This is a genomic window from Chryseobacterium arachidis, assembly GCF_900129245.1.
GTDB classification, from domain to species: Bacteria; Bacteroidota; Bacteroidia; order Flavobacteriales; family Weeksellaceae; genus Chryseobacterium; species Chryseobacterium arachidis.
This window is the reverse complement of record NZ_FQUT01000004.1, coordinates 411,820-434,538: the sequence shown is the minus strand read 5'-3', so window position 1 is coordinate 434,538 and position 22,719 is coordinate 411,820. Positions and strand designations below refer to the sequence as shown.

Here is a 22,719-nt window from a genome sequence, read left to right as displayed (position 1 = left end):
CAATGAAATTATTGATTTATATATTGACCATGGCAGGAGCGTTGTGCCTGATGACAACCTGTGTTTCCTGTGAGAAGATGATTGAGACTGACCTTCCCCAGAATCAGATCGATACGGAGAATGTATTTAATGATGTGCAGACTGCTAATGCAGCATTGTCTGCGCTGTATGCAGGGCTTTGGGACGATTCTCCGGTATCTGGGGATCAGTCGGGAAGGCTTTTGGGAATGTATACCGATGATTTGACGTATCATACAACGGCTACCAACAATGGTTTTCCCGAGATTTATAACAATACGCTGATTGACTCCAGTATTCCTGTAAACTCATTCTGGACGGCTGCATATCAGAAGATTTATTACGCAAACAGTATTTTGGAAGGGGTTGAGAGTTCCACCGGAATTGCGGATAAGGACAAGGTAAGGATCAAGGCTGAAGCTTTAACCATTCGTTCTTTGCTGTTCTTTTATCTGCAGCAGGTCTTTGGGGATATTCCGTATCCGGTGACAACAAATTATTCAATCAATCAGACGATTTCCAAGACGCCTTCTGATGAAGTGATGGATCGTCTGGAAATGGACTTGTCGGAGGCTGTTTTAGCGCTGAATGATACCTACAGAAATGCGGAGCGTATTTTTGTAAATAAGAAGACGGCTGAGCTTTTATTGGCAAAGGTTTTTATGCACCGTAAAAAGTATGGGCATGCGGAACTGTTGCTGAAGAATATTCTCCAGAGTCCTTTGTATACTTTTCAGAATGATATTACCAAGGTATTCCAGAAATCGGGCACCCATATTCTTTGGCAGTTGAAGCCGAAAAACTCGGGAGATGCCACGAAGGAAGCTTCGATTTATTATTTTGTGAATGCGGCACCTACTGCTTTTTCGCTGACGCCTTCTTTGGTTGGAAGTTTTCCTGCGGGTGACTTGCGTAAACAGAATTGGATGGCTGCTGTAATCGTGGGTGGGAATACTTGGTACAGGGCTGAAAAATATAAGCTTCGTTCAGCGAATACTCTGGAGTATTCTGTGGTGTTCAGATTGGAGGAGGTATATCTTCTTCTTGCTGAATCATTGACACAGCAGAACAACATTGCGGATGCTGTTCCTTTTGTGAATAAGATAAGGCAGCGTGCTGGGCTTCCGGTTTTGAATGCCGGAATTACCAAGGATGTACTGTTGACTGAAATCCTGAATGAAAACAGGAGGGAGTTCTTTACTGAGATGGGACACCGTTTTCTGGATTTGAAGAGGAATGAGCAATTAAACCAGCTTGCTTCTGCAAAGCCTAACTGGAAAGAGTTTCATAAGCTGTGGCCGATTCCTCAAAAGGAACTGCTGCTGAATTCGAAGCTGAATCCTCAAAATACGGGATACTGATGATAGGGAAGTGTACACGGATTCTGCTTAGTGGAGTTTTGTTGTTTTGGACTTTGTATCTGGTCAATGCGCAGGATATGACGGATGAAGGGTTGAAAAAATGGGTCTCGCAGTTTTCGTCTTTACATCTCTTAACCACAAACGATGATGCATCCTACGCTACAGTGACCAAATCTTACATGGGAAATGTTGATACGGTGCTTGTGTTTTCGCATAAGCGCAAAAATCCTATTGATACTCTTGTAGGATATACGATTTCAAGATCATTTGTGACGAATAATCATTTGTTTGCTGTTGGTGTTAATCAAGCAAGACTTGTCAATGTCAGCACGGGACAGAAATTGGATTATAATTCTGTACGAAATGCAGGTGTGATCAAAGGCAAAGGACAGTATTATATTGTAGACCGTAAAAAAATGTTGACTGTATATGATTTGGAAGGAGATGTTTTGTATCGTGCTGATGGTGTTGATAAGGTGGTGGGAGATGAGCATAAAATGGTATTGGTGAAGGGTTCATCAGATGGAATATCTTTGATTGTGGTCTGGGATGGACAAAAGGGAGATATTATATATTCCACCGGTCTGAGCATTGACAAAATTGAGTTGCTGCCTTCGGGTAGGTATTTGAGTATAAGAGAAACGGAGGTAAAATCAGATACAAGATCTATGAAGATTCTTGATTGTTTGACGAGGAAGGTGATTGCTCCTTTGGAAATTCAGAATATTCCTGAGAGAGTGGTTAAGGTAACAGAGGTTGAAAATGGTAAATCTTTTTTAATCACTGCGGAAATTCAAATTCCAGTTTCGGATACTCCGATGGTTAAACTTTGGTATGGAACGGATAAAGAACTTCGGTTTACCAAGAATGGAAAGACTAAGTATCGATTTTGGTTTTTGACGGATGGTTTTGAAAAGGTTGAAGAACTTCCTACAGACAGGTTTGAAGTATTTACGCCACTAAATAACAGCCGTTATTTATGGGCATTTAGTAATAGGGAGGAATTTGACTATGTACACGCTAATCCCAGGTACAATATGTTTCTGTATGATACTGAGTTGAAAACCTATACCTTGATCTATCCGCAGGTCGCCGAAATCTTCGGTTCTGCGGATGGAAGGTATGCAGTGTCGCTGGACGGAAAGGAAAAGATCTGGAAATTGTTTGATCTTCAGGATCAGAAGATGATTGATATCGAAGGCACTGATCTTCGAAATCCTGTTTTTAGTTTGGATGGACGAAAACTGTTTTTTAGCGGCGAGACTGATCTTTATTGTTTTGATCTGAAGACTGGTGTTTTAAAGTCTTTGGATATTTCAAAAGATTCTGAAGTGGTAGTGATAGATAAGAAAGTCATCATGGGTTTTACCCATTTGGAAACCAAGTTTAATACGTTTACGGTAGACACCGCAAAACCTGTACGACTGCAGCTTTATAATTCGGTGAAAAGTGTTACGTCGGTTTTGGAGTGGAAGAGGAATAAAGCAATGGTTCTTGTTCCTGAAACAGATAGAAGAATTAGAAAAATTATTTTTGGTGGGAATGGTAAAAATAAATGGGGTTTTAGCATAGAGGAAAATTTTAATCTTCCCGACGGTTTATATTATATTGCGGGTTCTGGTAAAAAGAAGAAATTGCTTTATCAAACCAATCCTCAGGACACCGCTGCTTCAAAGCTGAAGGTGGAAGTGGTGCATTATCGTAATTCTTTGGGTGTGCTGTTGAAAGGTATTTTGACATATCCTGTAAATTATGACTCAGGCAGGAAGTATCCTATGGTTGTACGGGTTTATCAGAGGCAGTCGTCAGCGTCATCTCACTACATATCCGCCGATGTTGGGCAGGATGGATTCAGCAAAAGACTATTGATTGAAAAGGGGTATTTTGTGTTTCAGCCTGATATTGTATTTGACCATCGGGGAACAGGTGTTTCATCTTTGGATTGTGTCAATAAAGCATTGGGTGCCTTGGAGGCTCACTCGTCAATTGACTTTTCAAAGGTAGGTTTGATGGGGCATTCGATGGGAGGATACGAAACGAATTTTATAGCAACGCAATCGAAAAGATTTGCAGCGTACATTTCGGGCTCCTCCGTAGCAAATACCGTACAGGCATATTTTTCATACAACAGGCTGTTTGAGGTTCCTGATTATGCAAGATATGAATACGGTCAGTTTGATATGAATGTTCCGTATTCGGAAAACCGGGAACTATATGATCAGAATAATCCGGTCAATTATGTTCAGAATGTGAATGCTCCAGTGCTTTTATGGGCTGGCAGCAAAGATACAAATGTGGTTCCCGAGCAGACTGAAGCTTTTTATGTAGGATTGTTAAGAAACAGAAAATCTGTCATTGCTTTACATTACAGGGATCAATCTCATAGCTTAGGTTTTATGACGCCTGAGACTTTTGATTTGAATCGGAGGGTGATGGAGTGGTGGGACTTTTTTTTGAAGGGTAAAAAAGATGTGGAGTGGATTAGAAAAGAAATGATTAGCTATTAAATTTCAATGATAAAAAGAACGTTTTAAGACGTTCTTTTTTGTTATAACGTATGACTTGCGTAATCTAAAAGGGATAATAAGTAACTTAAAAAATCGACATGAAGTATACTTCCCATGTTAGACAAAATTGATAATTAATTGTTGTTAAATGGATCTTTAATAAAAAATCTCAAAAAATGACGATGCAAGTTTGAATTCTCCTAAATATAATTTTGTTGTTCAGTTTAGTAATTATCCTGTTAAAAGCATATATCTTTGCATTAATTAATAATCATGAAAAATTTATATTTTTTTTACTTCTGATAAATTTTACTTTTTATAATAGCCAAGCACCTTCTGTGCAGTGGAATAAATACATTGGAGGAAGCCAGCAGGAAGCTGTGAATGCCATGAAAATTACAAATGATGGAGGATATATTTTTGCAGGTTCAACCCAGTCTGTTTATATCGATAATATCTTTATGAATCATCAGGGGAGTACAACACGTCCCGATTATTGGATATTGAAAACGGATAGTAATGGTACGATACAATGGACCAAGAGTTTTGGTGGAACCAATGAAGATCGCGCATACGACGTGCAACAAACTCCTGATGGAGGATATATTCTTGTCGGTGTCTCATTATCAAATGATGGAGATGTTACTGATCATAAGGGTATTGCTGGTAGCGCAGATTGTTGGGTTATAAAATTAGACAGTTTAGGAAATTTGCAATGGAAAAAGAGTTTTGGTGGCACGTTTAGCGATTATGCAAATACAGTTATCCTTACTGCTGATGGTAATTATGTTATTGCAGGGAGCTCATATTCCAACAACGGTGATGTAAACGGACATCATGGTTCTCAATCAACAATAGATTCATGGATGATTAAGATCAATCCATTAGGGAATGTATTATGGAGTAAATCATTAGGAGGAACAAGTGATGATATGTTTAAAGATTTGAAACAGACACCCGATGGAGGATATATTTTAGCTGCAGATTCATGGTCAAATGATGGAGACATAGTAAATGGTCATCATGGTACAACTTATTTTTCTAACATGTGGATTGTGAAAACAGATGCAAATGGAGATATTCAATGGCAAAAAAGCTTGGGGGGAAGCAATGACGAAATATCTAATTCAGTAGAACTGACACCGGACGGTGGATTCATTTTTGCAGGAGAGGGTAATTCTGGAGATGGTGATGTGAGCTTTCATTTTGGACCCACAGCACCTTTTCCATCTCCTGATTATTGGGTGGTAAAAACAGATGGATTTGGAAATATTCAGTGGGAAAAAAGTTTTGGAGGGACTAATTCTGATATGGCGATGTCAGCAAAATCAACATCGGATGGAGGATATCTTATTGCTGGGCATACCGGCTCCACTGATGGTCAGATTGTAGAACGTTTTGGAGCAAATTTTAATTACGATTATTGGACACTTAAATTAAACGGAAGTGGGGATATAATCTGGCAGAAAACCTTAGGAGGACAGCACGATGATTATATTACAGATATTTATTCAATAAATAATGGATATGTTGCTGTCGGGCGTTCAAGCTCCAATAGCCAGAATACTTTTGATTTGTTACTTTATCAACTCGGTACGGAATCTTTAGGAGTAGACAATTTTACGGCTAAAAACGCTATTTCCCTTTATCCTAACCCAGTCAAAGATATTTTTTATTTTTCTGAGCAACTTATGGAAATAGAATTATATTCACTGGACGGCAAGTTAATAATAAAAATCCCATCTGCGAAATCAATTGATTTACCGTTCCTTTCACATGGTGAATATTTGTTAAAAGGTATAACGCAAAAACAGAAAAGTTTTGTAAAAAAGTTTTTGAAAAATTGAATATGTTGTATTTAAAAGAAAAATTAAAGCTTTAGAAAATTTTATTTTATAAATGATTTGGAATTGTTTTTATATTTAAAGTAGAAATCTTAAATTATATCCCTACATGAAAAGATTAATTATAACTACATTTGAGTAAACAATATACTATGAAAAAATTCAGTTTTAAAGACGCTATTGAAGATATAATTAATGAGATAAATTTAGCAAAATTAAAGGCAGAATCTATTCATAAATCATCTAATATAAGATCTTCCGGAGATGAAGTTGAAGATTTGATACGTTCAAAAGTAAGTCTATTTTTACCTGAAAGATATTTAGTAAAACAAGGACAAATTATTGATGATGAAGGAAATGTCAGTAATCAGTTTGATATAATTATTTTCGACAGGTTAAGCACTCCAAAATTTTTCGAAAGTAGAAATGGTACAGTATATTATCCGATAGAATCTGTTTTGGCAATAGGTGAAATTAAAAAAACCTTAACTCCTAAACATACAAAAGAATTTGCAAAAAGCATTTACCATTTCAAACATGTGATGAAGCGTAAATTAAAAGAAAATACTTTTCATGGGCTTTCTGCCATAAAAGCAGATATTAGAGATGTTTTAAACTTCGATATAAATCAGAAGTATAAAAACCCATTATATTCATTCGTATTTGCTATAGATGGCATTTTGGACAAAACTCAAATTGGCGAACCTATAGATATATTTACAAACGACATTATAATTCTAAATAATGGTTGCAGATTTCACGGAGCCATAATAGATGGTAAATTTAAACCTTTAGTATCAGATGATGCTGATAAAATCGAAAATATATTGAATTACAAAGGAATTCCATCAGAAAATTTATCGGTTTTTCTAGATGTTTTAATACGTCATTTAAACCGGTGCAAAGTTGAGCCTTTCTCTATTTCAAACTATATTTCTAAAGATATTTTGGTATATAATAAAGAGAAAGTAGAAGCAAAAGATATTTCTGGATTTAGAACATTAGATGAGATAAAAAAAATAATTCCATAATATGTTAATCAATTCTCTGATGATATCTTTTTTATAAAGTCTCACAAAATGATTAAATCTGATGAAAAAACTAATAATTCTTATCTTTATTTTGATTGCAAAAATTTCGTTTGCTCAAAATAGTTATCAATCACAACCGCCTGTTCAAAATATCTCTACTGATAATAATGTTGTGTTTAGACTTTTTTCAACACGTAATATGTATACATTTATTAAATTAGATACAAGGAACGGTCAGATGTGGCAAGTTCAGTGGGATACAAAAAGCAATCAATTTGAAACTCCTTTGTCCTTAGTATATCTTGTTTCTGAAGAAGAGGAAAAAAATGGTAGATTTTTCCTTTATCCAACTACTAACATCTATAATTTTATTCTAGTTGATCAAATTGATGGTAGAGTATGGCAAGTTCAGTGGTCTATGGAAGCAAAAGACAGGATGGTTATCCCAATAAAATAATTAAAAACCGACTTTAGAGTCTCACAAAACGATAAAAATAGAATGAAAAAATTTATATTTATTACAATAGCAATGCTGATTGCTTCTAAAATTCAGGCACAAAACGGTCAAACTGAGAAGCGAGCGATTGCTTTGAATAAAGAGATTTTCAAAATCATCAAGAAAAATTCACTTTTTACAGATTCTTTAAATTGGAAAAATATTGAAGCTGAAAATAAAGCACTTGTCTATAATGACGATAATGCTAATAATCAAAAAATAATTTATGATTTCTACACCAAAAAACTAAGAGAAGTTGGTGACAAGCATTCGTTTTTTATTTCTTCAAAACAAATTAGCGAAATTAGTAATGCCACTGCAGCCGAAATTCCACAAGGAGAATATTTGGGTAATGGTATTGGTTGGGTTAAAGTACCGCGTTTAATGACTTTTGATGAAAATAAAGACATTTTGTTTGCTAATACAATTCGCTCTATCATTGAAAAAATTGATACAGAAAATATAATTACTGGTTGGATTGTCGATTTGCGTCACAATGGTGGTGGTAATATGTGGCCAATGTTAGCAGGTTTAAATGCACTTATTGAAGACGGAACTGCAGGTTACTTTGTTCAAGGAAAATACAAAGCGCCTTGGTCAAATAATAATGGTGAAATTAACGGTAAACCAAAGTCTGTAACAACTTACAAAATAAAAAATAGTAGGGTGAAAATTGCAGTTTTAGTCGATGCAAACACTGGAAGCAGTGGAGAAATGACTGCGATTTCCTTTTTTGGATTACCTAATGTGAAATCCTTTGGGCAAAAATCAGCTGGATATACAACCGCTAATTATACTTTTAAACTGTCCAATGGTGGAGAGCTCTTATTAGCAAGGACATATGTATCGGATAGAACAGGCAAAAGCTACAAAGGAGAAATTACACCCGATGTCGTCGTATCTGACTTATCAAATACCAAAAACGACAATGTAGTTAAAACTGCTATTAAATGGCTTTCTGAATAGCGAATTATTTTGTTATCAAATAATTTTTTGCCTAAATAACCTGAGTTCGGGATAAGAAAACAATAGTAGTGATTTTTTTTAAGTTGTTAATAATGAGCAGTATATTGTTAAATCATTAGTGTTTTAGATTTTTATTCTATGAAATTTTATAAAAAAATGAATTTAATATTTCTATTCTCATCCATTTTCTATCCTGAAAAATAAGTGAATGGACTAAAAAACACGACAATTAAATATAAGCATTTGATTTATTGTTGATTATTTAAATTCCTTAACCCGAACTCAGGTTAAATAGATAAATAATCTATTAAACAATATTTTGAACATTTCAACAATCACGATTGGATAAAATGGCAAATATGTATACAGAAAATGCTGAGTTTAAAGATCCGACATTAGCACAAGGTATTGTAAGACAGACTAAACAGCAAATTATTGAAAAATATACCAGGCTAAGTAACATGTGTCCTGATGTAACAGACAAAGTCATAAAAACCTTTCCATCCGGAGATAATCATATTGATGTTGAATTTGTTTTGAGCGGCACAGCTGGATAATTCAAAATTTCAGTTGCTAATTTGTACGATTTCACGATTGAAAATCAATTTATACCAAAGTATTTCACATATTTGAAAATTTTGAAGGAGAATGAGATCTCAAAAAACGATTAAAATAAATTAAAACTATTTATATAAAATGAAATTTGTAAAAATTACTTTTTTTGTTGGGATTCTATTTCTCCTGGCTATGTCTTATACATCACTGCCTTCAACCATAGTTAGGAATGATTTTAAAAAGTACTATGATAAATATGGAGTAGATGGATCGTTTGTAATGTATGATCAAAAGAATGATCGATATACGATATATAACCAAGATCAAAGATATAAACCATTTACACCGACGTCAACATTTAAAATATGCAACTCGTTAGTTTCTTTGGAGACAGGAGTTGTAAAAGATGAAAATGTTATTTTTAAATGGGATGGACAAGAAAGGGCAATGAAAGCATGGAATCAGGCTACAGATATGAGAAATGCTTTTAGGAATTCTACAGTGTGGTACTATCAGGAATTAGCGAGAAGAATAGGTGAAGATAGAATGAAAAAGTGGCTAACTAAAGCTAACTATGGTAACGCTGATATTACAGGACCAATCGACGCTTTCTGGTTATCTGGAAATCTTCGGATCACGCCTGATCAACAAATTAATTTTCTACGGAGGCTTCATGATAATAAACTTCCCTTCTCACAGCGTTCTATGGACATTGTAAAAGATATTATGATTGTAAATGATACGTTGGGTACAGTTACTAGAGCAAAGCCTGGTGCCGGCAAACAGGGAAAGCAGTATGTTGGATGGTATGTAGGTTATGTTACTATAAAAGATAATGTATATTATTTTTCAAACTGCATTCAGTCTATGGAAAAAAGAGAGGATTTTGGAAAAGCTAGGTTTGAAATTCTAAATGATATTCTCGCTGACTTGAAAGTTTATTAAAACAAATAAACTATAATTAAGTCTCAAAAAACGATTGTCATGATCATCTGAAAAAATAATGTATGTAATGAGTTTATTTTCCCTCGGCTGCGTTTAGCTGAATGAACTCACAAGGAGACTTTGAAACTTCCCTAATTTTTGGATCTTGCTTGATGACTTTCTCCAAAAAATCACGATTTTCGTCACCCCAAATATTCATCGCATTAATAACGGGCATCAACGACCATCCAATATCAGTAAGAGAATATTCCACTTTAGGAGGTAGTTGCGGATAGGTCTTCTTTTCTATTATTCCATGCTCTTCAAGTTCTTTCAATTGTACATTTAAAACCCGACGGGTAGCATCAGGCAGTATTCTCAAAATTTCACTGGGACGCTTTATATTCATAGAAATCGCATTAAGTAATGCAGGTTTCCATTTTCCGCTGAGTATTTCTCTGGTCAAGTGCAAACCACAATCTATCGTAAGGGGAATCTTTCTTTCGTACATTAGTCTGATATTTGTACAAAGTTATGACATATTTACCGATTTGTTCATAGGGATAAATTTATCCCTACGATCTTAATTTCTCCTATATTGTTCCGGATCTGTGATTGACCGACCTTTACCTCGTTAAAATTTAAAATAAATAACGGATGAAAAATATACAGCCAAATCTTTTGGAGGAATATCAATTAGGAGATTTGAAATTAAAAAATAGAGTGGTAATGGCATCATTAACTCGTGGTAGAGCTACTAATCCAGACCTAGTTCCCACGTCGATGATGGCAGAATATTATGCGCAACGGGCTTCTGCCGGTCTAATTTTATCAGAAGGCACCTGGGTAAATTCACAATCCATTGGTTTTATAAATGTTCCTGGAATTTACACCGAAAAGCAAATAGAAGGATGGAAAATTATAACCAAAGCTGTTCACGACAAAGGTGGTTTAATTTTTTTGCAATTGGGGCATATTGGTGCTGGAGCGCATCCCGATCTTCAAAATGGTGAACTTCCGATAGCGCCATCTGCAATCAATATACAATCACAATCTTTTACTCCGGAAGGTTTTAAATATACTGTAACGCCACGGGAAATGACTGTTACTGATATTCAAAAAACCATACAGGATTATAGACAAGCAGCTCAAAACGGAAAGAATGCAGGTTTTGACGGTATCGAGATACATGCAATAGCGGGTATGCTAATTCCACAGTTTCTTAGCATAGCAACCAATAAGCGTACTGATGAATATGGTGGTAATATTGAAAACCGTGCTCGTATTATTTTTGAAATTTTAGATGCTGTTAAAGAAGTCTGGGACAGTACTCGTATAGCTATTAAATTTAGCCCTGTTATGTTAAGTAATGTTGGCATTGTTCAACCTGATGAAGAAACTATTTCAATATTCCAGTATATCTTAAATAAATTGAATGGCTATGATTTGGCGTATGTACATATAGTAGGACCATCCGAAGACTTAATAGGAACTCCGGTTGAACAATTACAGGAGAGCTATTTTAAACATTTCCGTCATCATTACAGTGGCAGATTAATGGCTAACTTAGGTTTTTCAAAACAGACTGCCGATACAATTCTAAAAGAAGGTAATGCGGATTTAGTCTCTTTCGGTGAGCCTTTTATTGCAAATCCTGATTTGGTTGAACGTTTTAAACATAATTTACCTTTATCAGAAAGTGATAGAAATACATTTTACTCGGGAGACGAAAATGGATACATCAGCTATCCAAAAACAGTGTATCTTAAGTCTTAAGTACATATTCAAAACATAATCCGATATAGGATAAAAGAGATTCCTTCTAATGAAGGAGCCTCTTTTTTTTACGTGTTTAAGGTTGAAAATGGACTCTTGACAACAGGATTCAAAGATATTACAATTTGGTTTTTGTAATTTTGAGAAATGGACCTTGAAAAATGATTAAATAATTCCTCCAGTTTATTTAATTGCTGAATGTTTAATGTATCATATAAATTTGTTAAACAGAGATATTAATTCTCCAAAAATTCTGCAAAATGATAAATAGTTACTATTCGTGTCGATTAAATTGCTGAATATTTGATGTGTTTTGCAAACTTGTGCAACAGCAAAAAATCTTAAAAAACGATGCTTTGTCGCACTATTTAAGATAGAAAGATGTCTAAAAGGAGAACTTTTCTTTTTTAATAATAAATTAAAAATTTACAAAAATATAAATCCATCTCACTTCGCAGTTGTGAGAAACTTATTTTTTTATTTCATTTACATAGGAAATTAATTCATAAAATTTAATTTTATTATCAGGGATTATCTATATTCGTAAGACAAAATGCATAACCTGAAAACTAACAATTTAAACACAATTTCAATCGTGAAAAAAATTCCAGTATTTTTTTCTTTTTGGACTCGCGTTTATAGGCTGGCAGAATGTTATCTGGGCGGAAAAGATGGATTATTACCATAAAATAATCTTATCTGCAAAGCCTTGAAATGATAAAACAAATCCTATGTCCAGACTCAGCACTCAGATTTTACTGGATATAATTAATTAATGTCTAATCTGTAGAAAACATTAAAAATCCTTTAATGTCGGCTTATCATTAATAATCATCTAAAATTAAAACCTTTTTATGGATACTAAATTTTTAAAAATCTTCTTTGTATTGTTGATTTTATCAGTACTACAAAGTTGTCCGAATATCGGGGAGGAAGTTTGTGACGGTAAAGATGCTTCCGCAACTATTCCCGATCTCATTACAATAAGTCCGTTAAAACAGATATACAATCAAGGAGAAGAAATTATTTATCAGTTAACAATTCCTTCTCAAAACAATTATTTCGGAGATCCGGTCGACCTTTATCAGAAAACAGGAACATCCAATGGCTGGTATATTGCAAGCGCTACTCAGCTTTTTGACGGCAATAACATTACTTATATAAAGGGAAGCAAGAAAAATGGAGCAGAAAACTGGTACAATGTCACCTATAATTCTGCTAATGGTTACTATGAGCTTGAAATAAAAGTACAACTAAACAAAGCAGGAAATTATTCATTATTTGCAGATGATAGGATTGATTTTTTAGGATCAGACAAATGTAATAGGAACTTTATTTACACCAATATCAAAGGTAAAAATGCAGATAATAAAATAGAATTTAAAGTACAATAAGTCGCGATTCATTGGAAAAAAATGGCATTTACTAACGAATCCGCCTCACATCATAGTTAAGGTAAGTACTCGTTAGTTATTATTTTGGGAACATAAGAATTCTGGTACATTAAAGAAGGAGAAAAACTTACTATTGATTTTGAATGTTTCAAGAATTAGTTTACGAAGCCTTATTTAGTACAAATGAAGAGGGTAATATAGAATTCAAGCTTGATTTCTAATACTCAGTAAGACAAGCGAAAATAACATTTGATAACATTGGTTATTATCAGAGGTTAAATAATCCAATAATTTCTTCTACTAATAAACGGACTTGTAATGGACGTTTTTTATCATCTACTTCCAAACGGTTGTAAAAGCCACTCTTAACAATAACTAAATTTTTGCTTGGAACCATTATAATGAACTGTCCTAAAAAACCATAAAAGAATCTGTATTTTGTTGTGCTGTCTTCATCAGCCCAAATGTTGAAACAAAAGGCATTATTCTCTCTTGTAGGAGTCTGAAGCTTTTTGCAGTATTCCCTGCTAAGAATTTGTTTACCATTCCAGTTGCCATCCTGCATAATTAGTTGTCCAATTTTTGCAAAATCCCTAGGAATTGCATGTAAACAACAGAATGCTTTTTCAAGTCCCTGCTCATCAACACTCCATTTTGCAGGAAACTCCATTTGTAGAGGTTTCCAAAGTTTTTCTGATAGATAATCTGCAAGACTTTTACCAATTGCTTTTTTTAAAGCAATACCAAGTAATTGCGCTGATACACTCTGATATTCGTAGCTTTCACCGGGCATTTGTTTCATTTTTACTCCCAATGTCTGTTCTTCAAGATTATTGACAAAATACTGTTTAGAATTTTCTGCAAAAGGATGATGATATTCTTCTTCCCAGTCCAGTCCAGCTTGCATAGTCATCAGATGACGAAACGTCAAGAATCTGCCGTAGTTACTTTTTTTATATTCAGGTAAGAAATCTGAAACCAGCTGATTTTCAGATTCGAGATATCCGTCATCAATTGCAAATCCTACTAAGATGGATAGTATTGCTTTTGCCATTGAAAAGGAGTTCGTTAAAGAATAAGGATTTTTATCTTTCCAATATTGTTCATGGACAAGCTTACTGTTGTGAATTATGAGAAGTGAGGAAGCTCTTGTTTTTTTTAGTTCTTGTATAATATTTTCGGTAAGAGGCAGCTTATTATAACGTAAACTTTTTTTCCACTGCTTTGGATTCGCATTTTTAACAATATGTGAAGGGAATTTTTCCACGTCATCCGTAGATGGTGTTAATGGTCCTTTTTTTAAGTTGATAACAAGGGCTTTGAAAAGGTATCCGTATCCTGACAGACAGATTAAACCTATAACGGCTGAAATACTTCCTAAGAAAACGGTTGCCTTTTTTTTCATAGAATTACTGCGTTGCTTAAACTAATGTAATTACAATTACTCAAAGGGTGTGCCGCTAAAAATAATAAAATCAATTATAATCCCCAGTTCTACATGAATATAATGCTTAATACGATCAAGTTATTGTTAAATGAGAAGTGAACGCTCAGAAATAAATCAGAAATTAAGCTGTATTTTTTGTATTATATAATGATGCAGTGATTTCTATGCATGCTGTTTAAGCTCCAACTATGAGAGGGGTTTTTGATATTTTACAGACTTTATCTCATTTAAAACCAAATCAATTCCCGAATCAGCAAAATGATTTATTAAGATCTTCGAGAAATAGATATTCTGGTAGGTCTAAAATTCACTATATCTTTTGCCATAGTTTTATGCATTGTTGTAACTATTTCATCTTATATTCGCTCATATAATCTCGTTTTATTACACATCTATTTTATTTTTTAATCACTAATTAATGTATAACAGCGTAATAATATTAGAATCCTAATAAGACTGCATAAACAAATAATTTACTGTGGAAAAAAGGAATTGTTGTCGCAAAAACAATTAGATTGTAAATTGCTGAATGTTTGATATGTTTTTATAGCAATTTCTGATTATTTATTTAAATATAATGATATGCATCTAAATAATTCTCGATAAATGATCGTGCTATAGCCATATCATTTCACAGGCTCATTTTCAGTCTTTAAAGCGTACCAAAATATGACAATTAAACCTTATACTATGTTGAAATATCATTATAGGATTTTTTGAATAAGGGTAGCCAATTTCTAATTTTGTGGAATCTTGAATTTAAATATATGAAAAGAAAAAAAATACAAAGACACTATTATTTTAGATTAATTTTAGTTTCTCTTCTCATAAGCTTTTTAGCCTCAGTATTGGGATTAACGCTTAAGTTGATCACTGAACATTTTCAAAAAATATTATTCCTTTTTGCGGAAAAAAAGAGTTTAGCTCTTTTTATTATTTTTCCGACAATAGGAATCACAATGATCTATTTTTTACGAAAATATCTTTTTCTTAATAGAAAAAATAAAGGCATTACGGAAATTTATAAAACTGTTGATCAAAGAAAAGATCATTTACCACTGTTTAAAATTCCTTCACACTATTTTAATGGATTTCTGACCGTTATTTTTGGAGGTTCTACAGGAATTGAGGTTTCTACTGTTGTTGCATCGGCAACTATTGGAAATGCAGTTTATCAGAAGAAGTTTTCTGCACATAGATATAAACTTGAACTTATTTGTGCGGGGGTTGTAGCAGGTGTGGCTATCCTATTTGGATCTCCTATTGCAGGCTGGCTTTTTGCCATGGAAGTAATTGCTAGAAAATTTAATAGAACACTTTTTATAAGTTGTACTGTTTCTGCAGTTTTCTCGGCAATGTTTATTTATTTTGTGAAAAATGAGCCACTAATCGATTTTGCAATTACGGGATGGAAATGGGTGGCAGTTCCTTTTTTTGTTGTATTAAGTTTATTGTCAGGTTTATTATCAGTTTATTTTACATTGTTGGTCATTAAAATTAAAGATTTATTTTCTGCAATCTCTAATAACTTTATTAGAGTGAACCTAGGAGCCATAATCGTTGGAGCTCTAATATTTTGTTTTCCCTTTTTGTATGGAGATAGTTATCATTCGCTTTCGGAAATTTTGAGCCATCCTCAAAGCTATTCATTTATATTTTTACTTTTACTTATTTTTTTTAAACCGCTCGCTTCGTCTTTAACTTTGGGCGCAGGAGGTGACGGAGGTGTTTTTGCTCCCAGCATCGTAGCAGGAGCTTTCCTTGGATTTGCATTTGCCTTATTTTGTAATACATATTTTGGAACATCTCTAATCTATGTCAATTTTGTGTTGGTTGGAGCAGCTGCTACTTTATCAGCATCGATATCTGCTCCTTTTACAGCTCTTTTTTTAGTGTGTAACTTGGCTCCTAATGGATATGTGTTGTTTTTCCCCATATTATTAGGATGTTGGATTTCAAAGAATTTCGCCATGAAAATTATTCCTTATAACGTTTATACTTACAATCCAAAAGCTAAGTTAGATACCTGATTTGAATTGTTAAGATGAATCAAAGTAGAAAATATTTTTTGTTAAATAAATTCTGCATTGGAAAATAATGGACTAATGTATTTTTAAAACTCTTTCTTGTTGGTTCTTCCTTACTGTTTTTCCTGTTGTGGAAAAATATGTACCTAATGGATCATTTCGAAAATCATTCCTTGTTTTAAGGAACCTTTCATAATCAGTTTTGATTGTAAAAGAAGGTTAGCCCATAAGGATAAATGGTGTTGCTAAGACCAATAACTGTAGAGGACCAGAGCATACTTTATAATTTTAATCATCATTTTTTATTTTGTGTTGCAAATAAAAGAAGGACGCCAAGTTGACATCCTTCAATTTTTAGTTAGGGCTGTATTTCATAGAGAAGTTCGCCACACATTGTTTCAGAGCCAACTGCTCTCAACTGAACAGAGGGATCGGCGCTCCACGTGCATACATTTGCTGTGGCAACAGTACTGCAGTCTTTATCTGCATTGATACATTCAAACTGGCCTTCACCGTGGTTTACTAAACGGTAACCAGCTTCGATGGCTTGGTTGCTTTCTTTAACCATCTTGGTTGCAAAAGCAGACCCTGTGCCCACTAATACCAGGACTACAGGAAAAATGAACTTTTTCATAATAAAAAGGATTTGTATTGATGCCTACTCTTGGTAAAGGTTTTCGGCTTCCCCTTATTTTAAATGCTTGAGCAGCGGTTCGGTTAATTGGTATTGGATAAGTTTTTTTCCGGCGATGGCATATAAAAACTGATCAGTTACAATGATATCGCTAACAGCAGTATCACCCCTGTTTTCTAGGTATAGGCTTCCTATATATAGTTTTGAGTCAGTCTTATAGACATCGACCACTTTTGAATTTTTCCATCTTTTGCTGGATTCATATTTTCCTTTTAAATAAGATTGATTGAATAGGAGACCCCGGTGAACGGTAGAAAAACCATTAACATTGAGAGGTGGCGTTTTCATCTTGAATTTACCGCCATTAAGTTCGACGAGCTTAATCTGTGCGATGCTGACCGTATCTATTGTAGTTAACCGTCGTTTTATTTTAAAAGTTGAGTCAGCAACAATAAATTCATTTCTGTAACGGTACGTGTAAATGATGTCTCCATTTTTTCTGTCAACATTAAGCACGCCGTCACTATCAAAGACACCGTCCGTTTGCTTACGAAGAAAGTCAGGCCATAACTCCACTTTGTTCTGTGAGCCAGTATGAAGTGAAGCTATGAGTAAATTCTTACTTTTACTGCTCTGTGTTCTCAATACATATGAATTGTAGTTATTGATGATGTCAAGTTGTGAGAAGTAGGCATCATCCTGGCTGATGGTTTGTGGTTTTGAACTGCTTAACAATCCTCTCTTAACTACTGGAACGGTCCCGTCATAAACGTAATAATATTTGCCTACAACCTTTGTTTCTATCTTTCGATAGGGAAATTCTTTTATATCCAATTCGATAGTAATTATCTCTTTAATAACAAGTGTTGAATCGATAACCAAGATTTGCTGCGGTAATTTGATGTTTCCTAAGTAAATATGTTTGTCATCAGAGCCCGATATATAATAGTATGAATTATCTAGATTTGATATTTTCTTTTCAATGATCGGATGCATTAAATATCTCCTGGTGAAGTTATTATCCTCTTTAATAATTCCTTCCGAGCGTACGTACAGTATATATACGATGAAGCAACACAAGAAATTAGACAAAAATAACAAAGCCGTAATGCTAAATTTTGAACGCCCGGCATTTATATCAGTAAAAAATACTGAAACTATACCGATAATTACACAAGACAAATTAAAAATCAAATGCTCAGCCCAGCCCATTTTTTCCAAGATTCCGCCACAAGAACATGGTACAAAGTCACTGTAGTTCAAGATGAGAAAAATGTAGATGGTAAAAGCTGACATCAGGGATGTAGATGCATATAGTCCTGGGAGATTAGTTTTTGGAAATATAAGCAGTAGGACAATAAAGAGCTCCAGTATGATAACTGCATAAGAAAGAAATCCTGCATAAGCACTCAAGAGGGGAGATTGCCCAATCTGAACCTGGAAATTTTCAAAGTCTATTGCCTTGCTGATCGCAGCATAGCAAAAGAGGAGAATAAAAAAATAACTTACAACTTTCGGAATATATAGAATCAGTTTTTTCATGGCTTTATGCTTTGGATTTTTTGATGATGAATTTTTCAGCATTCCAGGATGAGAACCCATTTTATTTTTTTTCCACAGTAGTCCGGCATTTTACAGCCTTTCATTACAGGATAAGTGGTTTTGAAATTCCCCATACTCTGCCATATACCACCTCTTGGACATGGTTGGCCGGTTGTACAAAATATGGAGGTATGAGGAATCATGTTTTTAATTTATTTATTGTTAGTTTAGATTATCCATTGTTATGGTTTTGTTTTCCAGTCGTGAGTGTCTTTTATAGGGACGTCAGGGTCTGGATATAGCTCATCACCGCTTGAAAACGCAGAGTCAGACTCTTTGGCGTGAATTTTATAAGTCGTTTGTCGGCTAATATTATCATTTACATCTTCCTGAATATCTAAAGTTCTTGTACAGCTTGTTACAACAGCTGTAAAAAGCATCGTAATTAAAATTGGGATAAATTTTGTCATTTTTTCTACTGTTTTGTTAGTTTATCCCGGCCGGATTTGAAAGAATTCTTAAGCCAAAAGTAAAAGGTACAAAGGCGTGAAAAAAGCCTACTGTGGCTGTTTTTTAAAATTAAGACGTCGCAATTTTAAAATTAGGACAGGATTGGATCGTGAAAATCGAGTTCAGCAATACGTATATGCGTATTTTGTAGATATTGCGGCGATGTTAGAGCGAAATGGCCTTTATTCTAGCGCATTTTGATTAATTTTGACAACACCCAGATCAAAATATTACGAATGACAAAATCCAAGATGCTTTCACTGTTGTTATTGATGTATCACATCATTTGCATTTCACAGGTTAAAAGTTCTAAATCCTATCAGGAGTTTAGAAAGCATTATGAAAGTAAAGAGTTGAATGATGATACTGCTTGGCCGGATATCTATGCTTTTATAAAGATGGGTAAGGAGAAAAAGGATTATAGAGCATTGGCATTAGGATATCGGGATGCTGTTGCTTATTCTTCAAATATCAACGCAAAACTGAAATTTGCCGACAGTACTATTCAAGCTGCCTTAAAGACAAAAAATAATGATTTAATCAGTGATGCTTATACCGGAAAAGGGATTCTGTATTCTTTCAACTTAAAAAAATATCAACCGGCTTTAGACGAATTTTTACGAGCCTACAGTTATTCTCTCATTAGTAAAGATGACTATCTAAAACATAAAGTAAATTACCATTTGGGAAATGTAAAAAGTTATCTGGGGTACTATGATGAGGCGGTCGGACATTTTAACAGTTCTGTCAGTTATTTTGAGTCAGGTACCAAACACTCCGTAAATCCTAACACCCAATATAATTTTAAAAAAGGATATTACAATCTCCTCCATCAGATGATTATATGTTACGGTAATCTGAATGAAGCTGAAAAATCAGATAGTCTCATTGAACTGGGGATTAATTTAACAAGGCAGCAAGATGATTTTCAACTGGAGCATTCGTACTTTCTTAAATGTAAAGGAATACTCTATTTTAATAACAATAAGCCTAATGATGCAATATACTATCTTGATAAAGCATTACCTCAAATTCTTAAAAAGAATGATGCAATATGGGTAAGTGTAATCTACTACTATTTGGGAAATATTTTCATCAATAATGATGAAAAGAAAAAGGGAATCTCTTATTTTACCAAAGTGGATTCTATTTTTAATCAACATCGATTTATATTTCCTGAAATCAGAAACAACTATACTTTTTTAGTTGATTATTATAAACAGGAAAATAATGCTGCACAAGAATTATACTATACCAAACAGCTGCTATGTGTAGATAATATACTCGTGAAAGATTTCAAATATCTGTCCAAGAAAATGTTTCGTGAATATGACGGTCGGAAGCTGGAAGACGAAAAAGAAAGCTTGAAAAGTTCCAGACTAATCATTTTTATTATTGGGTTTATAATAGTGAGTATTACAGTAACAGCTCTCATTTATCGTCACTGCCAAGAACAAAATTTAAAGAAAAAATATAACGAATTACAGGAAAGGCTCATTGTTTACAAAAATAAAGTAAAGACCAGCGAAAAAATCCATGAAGATATTGCGCAACCGAAAAAACAGGTTGTCAGTGACGATAAAGCTTATGAATTAGGAAAAAAACTTGCTGTTTTTGAAGAGAAAAATCAATTTCTTCAAAAAGGGCTTATCTGTACTAAACTTGCGGAACAATTAAAAACCAATTCTCACTATCTATCCACCTATATAAATGAGACGAAGGGAGTTAACTTTAATAAATATTTGGCTGAGCTGCGAATTAATTATATCACCCAACTTTTGAATTCTGACAGGAAATATCTTAATTACACAATAAAGGCCTTGGCGGCAGAATGCGGAATTGCTTCTCGTCAGAACTTTTCTGACCTATTTTTTGAAATAAACGGAATGAGACCCGCAGATTTTATTAAAATGAGACTCAAAGAGTTAAATAACAAGTAGTTTATTTTGTAATTGCCTGAAAGTTTGTAAATTTCTTAAAAAGGACATGGTAAACAAACTTTTCAGAACAATCACAAAGATGTACGATCATCTAGAAAGAGACTTAAAAATAATAGCAGATGCACATGATGACCCAATAAGAGTAGCAGAAGAATCTCTTTCTACAATTGATCAGTCTATTAGAGAACTAAAGAGCCTGATTATTCCGGTAATTTTCAATGAAGTAGCAGAAGAGGTTTATTTCTTTAAGCAGCTGAAACCACTTTTTATTTCGAAGTATATCTATTTCATGAAAGTGCTGAGTATTGTTTCATCTGTACCTCATTCAAACGAAAAAACACTTAAAAAGTATTATGAAAATGAATGGGAAAAACTTAAAGAATATCATCGTGATAACGCTGATTTTTACAACTATTATCGCAGAAAGGCAACCTATATGGATCATAAGTATTTTGTGAGGAATTCATTTGATCTTAAAATGAAACTTTCTTTTAATCTTTACGATCTTGATGAAAATTTTACAACATCCCACTGTGATAAGGTTGCTCATATTTTAGCTAATGACCTCCTGGAAAAATTCCTTAAAAAAGAATCTGAAAAAGATTACAATTTATTGGCTAAAAATGAAAGCTCGGCGACCAGCCTTAAATGGTCTGCCTCAAAAGTGGCATTTATTGAACTTGCTTACGCCCTGCACCAAAGTAATTGCTTCAACGGAGGAAACATCGAGTTTAGTGAAATCATTCGATTTTTTGAGAAAACTTTGAATTTTGATCTTGGAAACTATTACAAAACAATAACCGAAATCAGAGACAGAAAAAATGGCAGAACAAAATTTTTACATATGATATCTGCTAATCTTGATCAACATTTTAAGAATATTGATAACGAATTTATATGATTAATCTGATATAGAATAGATTTTATATAAAGGGTGCTTTGTATTGTTTTGATTTTCAGTTATTTTTAAACTTTCTTTCGGTAGTACCGAAGTACTACCGAGAGATTCTCTGTGCATTTTTCAAACTTTGTGAAAACAAAATACTACAAAATGCAAACAATTTCAATTTTGACTAAACAGGATCTTGATGACTTTAAGAATGACCTATTGGAAGAGATTAAAGAAATTTTTAACACACTTAAAATAAATCAAGATGAATTGCTAAAGTCTTCAGAAGTACAGACGCTCTTGAAAATTTCATCGGGTACTCTTCAGAATTACAGATTAAACGGAACCTTACCCTTTAAAAAAATTGGTGGAACCCTTTATTATAAATACGGTGATATTGAAAAACTTCTCGTTGGAAATAAGTAATACAAGTTTTTTTACGTATAACTTTTAAATCTAATCTTATGAATATTGACAGAATAGAATTTAATGCATGGATGGAAAGACTAATGGAGCGTTTTAATCTGCTAGATGATAAAGTAAAAGAAATGAAAATCCAGAATTTTGAAATTGACGGGGAACAGCTTCTCGACAATCAGGATGTTCTGCAAATGCTCAAGATAAGTTCAAGATCACTGCAACGTTACCGGACTTCAAAACGATTACCATATTATACAATCAGTGGAAAATTATATTATAAACTCTCTGATGTACATCAATTTATTAGGGATTCTTTCAATGGGAATGCTAAACAATGAGACGGATGATAGGTCAATCAAAGACAAAATTCGCCATTGATGACACTTCTTTAATTACCCTTCCTTCGGTCCCTTATCTTCATCATCATAAATAAGAGAA

At 33.8% G+C, this 22,719-nt stretch carries 20 protein-coding genes; 15 read left to right on the top strand and 5 right to left on the bottom strand.

Annotation, left to right across the window (positions count from 1 at the left end; genetic code table 11):
* Nucleotides 1-2: 2 nt before the first annotated feature.
* From BUA89_RS10525 to blaOXA, 8 genes are all read left to right on the top strand, one after another.
* Nucleotides 3-1,379, top strand: coding sequence for a RagB/SusD family nutrient uptake outer membrane protein (locus BUA89_RS10525; protein WP_072956924.1), 1,377 nt, complete (start codon nt 3-5; stop codon nt 1,377-1,379).
* Nucleotides 1,313-3,886, top strand: a complete 2,574-nt coding sequence (locus tag BUA89_RS10520) for an alpha/beta hydrolase family protein (protein WP_143152317.1) — start codon at nt 1,313-1,315, stop codon at nt 3,884-3,886. Before BUA89_RS10525 ends, BUA89_RS10520 begins: the two co-directional genes overlap by 67 nt.
* Before the next feature lie 215 nt (nt 3,887-4,101).
* Nucleotides 4,102-5,733 (top strand): T9SS type A sorting domain-containing protein, encoded by a 1,632-nt coding sequence (locus BUA89_RS10515; protein WP_072956916.1) that lies wholly within the window; start codon nt 4,102-4,104, stop codon nt 5,731-5,733.
* A 149-nt stretch (nt 5,734-5,882) separates the two neighbouring features.
* Nucleotides 5,883-6,761: a DUF6602 domain-containing protein gene (locus tag BUA89_RS10510; RefSeq protein WP_072956913.1), complete on the top strand. Its 879-nt coding sequence runs from the start codon at nt 5,883-5,885 to the stop codon at nt 6,759-6,761.
* Between the two features lie 61 nt (nt 6,762-6,822).
* Entirely contained in the window at nt 6,823-7,218 is a 396-nt protein-coding gene (locus BUA89_RS10505) for a hypothetical protein (RefSeq protein WP_072956909.1), read from the top strand.
* Nucleotides 7,219-7,260: 42 nt separating this feature from the next.
* A complete protein-coding gene (locus tag BUA89_RS10500; protein ID WP_083531657.1) occupies nt 7,261-8,223 on the top strand; it encodes a S41 family peptidase in 963 nt (320 codons plus the stop codon).
* Nucleotides 8,224-8,573: 350 nt separating this feature from the next.
* Nucleotides 8,574-8,780, top strand: coding sequence for a nuclear transport factor 2-like protein (locus tag BUA89_RS23305; RefSeq protein ID WP_072956903.1), 207 nt, complete (start codon nt 8,574-8,576; stop codon nt 8,778-8,780).
* Between the two features lie 139 nt (nt 8,781-8,919).
* The gene (gene blaOXA, locus BUA89_RS10490; protein WP_083531656.1) at nt 8,920-9,723 is read left to right on the top strand and encodes a class D beta-lactamase; all 804 of its coding nucleotides are present in this window, start codon (nt 8,920-8,922) and stop codon (nt 9,721-9,723) included.
* Between the two features lie 73 nt (nt 9,724-9,796).
* Here the strand turns inward: blaOXA and BUA89_RS10485 are convergent, their stop codons facing one another.
* Nucleotides 9,797-10,213, bottom strand: a complete 417-nt coding sequence (locus tag BUA89_RS10485; protein WP_072956899.1) for a winged helix-turn-helix transcriptional regulator — start codon at nt 10,211-10,213, stop codon at nt 9,797-9,799.
* A gap of 146 nt (nt 10,214-10,359) precedes the next feature.
* Here BUA89_RS10485 and BUA89_RS10480 point away from each other — a divergent pair, with 146 nt between their 5' ends.
* Nucleotides 10,360-11,478 carry an alkene reductase gene (locus BUA89_RS10480; RefSeq protein WP_072956895.1) on the top strand — a complete coding sequence of 373 codons (1,119 nt, stop codon included), beginning with the start codon at nt 10,360-10,362 and terminating at the stop codon, nt 11,476-11,478.
* An 854-nt stretch (nt 11,479-12,332) separates the two neighbouring features.
* Complete coding sequence (locus BUA89_RS10475; RefSeq protein ID WP_072956892.1) at nt 12,333-12,872, top strand: hypothetical protein; 540 nt, start codon at nt 12,333-12,335, stop codon at nt 12,870-12,872.
* A 268-nt stretch (nt 12,873-13,140) separates the two neighbouring features.
* Here the strand turns inward: BUA89_RS10475 and BUA89_RS10470 are convergent, their stop codons facing one another.
* A complete protein-coding gene (locus BUA89_RS10470) occupies nt 13,141-14,277 on the bottom strand; it encodes a serine hydrolase domain-containing protein (protein WP_072956888.1) in 1,137 nt (378 codons plus the stop codon).
* An 809-nt stretch (nt 14,278-15,086) separates the two neighbouring features.
* Between BUA89_RS10470 and BUA89_RS10465 the strand changes: the two genes are divergently transcribed.
* Nucleotides 15,087-16,349 (top strand): chloride channel protein, encoded by a 1,263-nt coding sequence (locus BUA89_RS10465; protein WP_072956885.1) that lies wholly within the window; start codon nt 15,087-15,089, stop codon nt 16,347-16,349.
* Nucleotides 16,350-16,704: 355 nt separating this feature from the next.
* Here BUA89_RS10465 and BUA89_RS10460 read toward each other — a convergent pair whose 3' ends face one another.
* The 3 genes from BUA89_RS10460 to BUA89_RS10450 form a co-directional block, all read right to left on the bottom strand.
* A complete protein-coding gene (locus BUA89_RS10460) occupies nt 16,705-16,980 on the bottom strand; it encodes a DUF6520 family protein (protein WP_072956882.1) in 276 nt (91 codons plus the stop codon).
* Nucleotides 16,981-17,034: 54 nt separating this feature from the next.
* Complete coding sequence (locus BUA89_RS10455) at nt 17,035-18,582, bottom strand: MauE/DoxX family redox-associated membrane protein (RefSeq protein ID WP_228420552.1); 1,548 nt, start codon at nt 18,580-18,582, stop codon at nt 17,035-17,037.
* Between the two features lie 182 nt (nt 18,583-18,764).
* A complete protein-coding gene (locus BUA89_RS10450) occupies nt 18,765-18,992 on the bottom strand; it encodes a hypothetical protein (RefSeq protein WP_143152316.1) in 228 nt (75 codons plus the stop codon).
* Between the two features lie 276 nt (nt 18,993-19,268).
* Here BUA89_RS10450 and BUA89_RS10445 point away from each other — a divergent pair, with 276 nt between their 5' ends.
* The 4 genes from BUA89_RS10445 (at nt 19,269) to BUA89_RS10430 (ending at nt 22,619) form a co-directional block, all read left to right on the top strand.
* Nucleotides 19,269-20,972, top strand: a complete 1,704-nt coding sequence (locus tag BUA89_RS10445; RefSeq protein WP_072956876.1) for a helix-turn-helix domain-containing protein — start codon at nt 19,269-19,271, stop codon at nt 20,970-20,972.
* Nucleotides 20,973-21,018: 46 nt separating this feature from the next.
* Nucleotides 21,019-21,873, top strand: coding sequence for an RteC domain-containing protein (locus BUA89_RS10440; RefSeq protein WP_072956873.1), 855 nt, complete (start codon nt 21,019-21,021; stop codon nt 21,871-21,873).
* Nucleotides 21,874-22,023: 150 nt separating this feature from the next.
* Nucleotides 22,024-22,287 carry a helix-turn-helix domain-containing protein gene (locus BUA89_RS10435; RefSeq protein WP_072956869.1) on the top strand — a complete coding sequence of 88 codons (264 nt, stop codon included), beginning with the start codon at nt 22,024-22,026 and terminating at the stop codon, nt 22,285-22,287.
* 38 nt (nt 22,288-22,325) lie between these two features.
* Nucleotides 22,326-22,619: a helix-turn-helix domain-containing protein gene (locus BUA89_RS10430; RefSeq protein WP_072956866.1), complete on the top strand. Its 294-nt coding sequence runs from the start codon at nt 22,326-22,328 to the stop codon at nt 22,617-22,619.
* The last annotated feature ends 100 nt before the right edge of the window (nt 22,620-22,719 follow it).

Coding starts and splice junctions, on each gene's coding strand:
- BUA89_RS10445 (WP_072956876.1), top strand. CDS start 19,269: ATGACAAAATCCAAGATGCTTTCACTGTTGTTATTGATGTATCACATC.
- BUA89_RS10475 (WP_072956892.1), top strand. CDS start 12,333: ATGGATACTAAATTTTTAAAAATCTTCTTTGTATTGTTGATTTTATCA.
- BUA89_RS10525 (WP_072956924.1), top strand. CDS start 3: ATGAAATTATTGATTTATATATTGACCATGGCAGGAGCGTTGTGCCTG.
- BUA89_RS10460 (WP_072956882.1), bottom strand. CDS start 16,980: ATGAAAAAGTTCATTTTTCCTGTAGTCCTGGTATTAGTGGGCACAGGG.
- BUA89_RS10435 (WP_072956869.1), top strand. CDS start 22,024: ATGCAAACAATTTCAATTTTGACTAAACAGGATCTTGATGACTTTAAG.
- BUA89_RS23305 (WP_072956903.1), top strand. CDS start 8,574: ATGGCAAATATGTATACAGAAAATGCTGAGTTTAAAGATCCGACATTA.
- BUA89_RS10470 (WP_072956888.1), bottom strand. CDS start 14,277: ATGAAAAAAAAGGCAACCGTTTTCTTAGGAAGTATTTCAGCCGTTATA.
- BUA89_RS10465 (WP_072956885.1), top strand. CDS start 15,087: ATGAAAAGAAAAAAAATACAAAGACACTATTATTTTAGATTAATTTTA.
- blaOXA (WP_083531656.1), top strand. CDS start 8,920: ATGAAATTTGTAAAAATTACTTTTTTTGTTGGGATTCTATTTCTCCTG.
- BUA89_RS10510 (WP_072956913.1), top strand. CDS start 5,883: ATGAAAAAATTCAGTTTTAAAGACGCTATTGAAGATATAATTAATGAG.
- BUA89_RS10430 (WP_072956866.1), top strand. CDS start 22,326: ATGAATATTGACAGAATAGAATTTAATGCATGGATGGAAAGACTAATG.
- BUA89_RS10455 (WP_228420552.1), bottom strand. CDS start 18,582: ATGGGTTCTCATCCTGGAATGCTGAAAAATTCATCATCAAAAAATCCA.
- BUA89_RS10450 (WP_143152316.1), bottom strand. CDS start 18,992: ATGACAAAATTTATCCCAATTTTAATTACGATGCTTTTTACAGCTGTT.
- BUA89_RS10505 (WP_072956909.1), top strand. CDS start 6,823: ATGAAAAAACTAATAATTCTTATCTTTATTTTGATTGCAAAAATTTCG.
- BUA89_RS10480 (WP_072956895.1), top strand. CDS start 10,360: ATGAAAAATATACAGCCAAATCTTTTGGAGGAATATCAATTAGGAGAT.
- BUA89_RS10440 (WP_072956873.1), top strand. CDS start 21,019: ATGGTAAACAAACTTTTCAGAACAATCACAAAGATGTACGATCATCTA.
- BUA89_RS10500 (WP_083531657.1), top strand. CDS start 7,261: ATGAAAAAATTTATATTTATTACAATAGCAATGCTGATTGCTTCTAAA.
- BUA89_RS10485 (WP_072956899.1), bottom strand. CDS start 10,213: ATGTACGAAAGAAAGATTCCCCTTACGATAGATTGTGGTTTGCACTTG.